We start from the raw sequence: 1,454 nt of genomic DNA, 5'->3' as shown, positions 1-1,454 counted from the left end.
CAACTCTGCCCCGTATTGTTCAACGGCATCAATAAACAACTGTCCAGACATGACAAGCGCTTCTTTATTCGCCAGCAATACGCGCTTACCCGCTTTAACGGCCGCCATGGTTGGCAACAAACCCGCTGCACCAACGATGGCTGCCATTACGCTATCTACTTCTTCTAATGAAGCCACATGACAAAGTGCATCAACACCACCTAACACTTCTGTATTTGGTGAAATGGTGTGGATTTCTGATTGCAGAGCAACAGCCGCAGCCTTACCCGCCATTACCGCGAATTTAGGCTGCCATTGGCGACAAAGTGCCACCATCTTTTCAACGTTAGTGCCAGCCGCTAGTGCGACCACAGAAAACAGCTCTGGGTTTTGTTCAACCACTTTTAAGGTGCTTGCACCTATTGAGCCTGTTGCACCAAGAATCGTTAACTTTTGCATGATGTAAGACCGTTAGAAAAATTCAGGAGCGATGAAGCCGCTCCCGATAAATTAGAATACGTAGTATAGAAGAGCAAAGACTGGAAATGCAGCAGTCAGGCTATCGATGCGATCTAATACGCCACCGTGGCCTGGAATGATGTTACTGCTGTCTTTGATGCCAGAAACACGCTTAAACATGCTTTCGACTAAATCACCTAATACAGAAATCACGACAGTGATCAACGTAATGATGATCATATGAATTGGGCTCGTGAACTGGATATTGAACCAATCGGCGAACAACCAGCCAACAATCAGTGCCGCGATGATACCGCCAATAAGACCTTCAATCGTTTTGTTTGGGCTAACATGTGGTGCCATCTTGCGCTTGCCTAAACTTTTACCAGCGAAGTAAGCACCGCTGTCTGCAGCCCATACCAAGAAGCAAACGTACATTACGAGCTTTGCACCGTGGTATGGATCTACCGAAATGTCTGAGGCTCTTAGAATGATTACACTCCAAAGAAAAGGGAGTAATGTCAGAAAACCAAAAACATGTCGTAAAACAAGGTTGCCTTGCCAAGATTTTGTGGTTTTCGGGTAAGTAATTGCCATCAAGCTCGCAATAATCCACCACACAAAACCAAGTCCTAACACAACATAATGAGGTGTACTTAAATGGTTTAAGCTATGTGCGTCAGGTGAGATAAAGAGAAAACTAAGTCCGGTAACAACGGCTGCCGGAATCAGTGCAGCAATGCGAGAATTGCTTTCTGTAAATTGTGTCCACTCCCAAAAACCTAACAGTGTTATCGCCGTCAACGCGATAATAAAGCCCATTAGGGGTAACTTAAAAATACCTAAAATAACCAGGGGAGCTAAAATTAGTGCTGTTATTATTCTCTGTTTCAAACTAATTAGTCCTTATTGAGCCGTCATCAATGCCTTTACTTGTTCACCAGTACAGCCAAAACGACGCTCACGGTTAATAAACCACGTCACAGCTTCAACTAAGCTGTCTTCGTCAAACTCTG

The 1,454-nt window shown here is 44.5% G+C and carries 1 protein-coding gene and 2 pseudogenes; all 3 read right to left on the bottom strand.

What is annotated here, in order from left to right:
• Nucleotides 1-438, bottom strand: a pseudogene (locus R7Q38_RS23290) (1-deoxy-D-xylulose-5-phosphate reductoisomerase); the annotation flags it as partial.
• Between the two features lie 51 nt (nucleotides 439-489).
• Nucleotides 490-1,332, bottom strand: a complete 843-nt coding sequence (locus tag R7Q38_RS23285) for a phosphatidate cytidylyltransferase (protein WP_005480977.1) — start codon at nucleotides 1,330-1,332, stop codon at nucleotides 490-492.
• Between the two features lie 12 nt (nucleotides 1,333-1,344).
• Nucleotides 1,345-1,454 (bottom strand): annotated as a pseudogene (locus R7Q38_RS23280) (isoprenyl transferase); the annotation flags it as partial.

The sequence above is a fragment of the Vibrio sp. Vb0598 genome (assembly GCF_033338935.1).
In the GTDB taxonomy this organism is placed as follows: domain Bacteria; phylum Pseudomonadota; class Gammaproteobacteria; order Enterobacterales; family Vibrionaceae; genus Vibrio; species Vibrio alginolyticus.
Note: the sequence above shows the minus strand (reverse complement) of the source record. Positions and strands in the feature narration are given on the sequence as shown.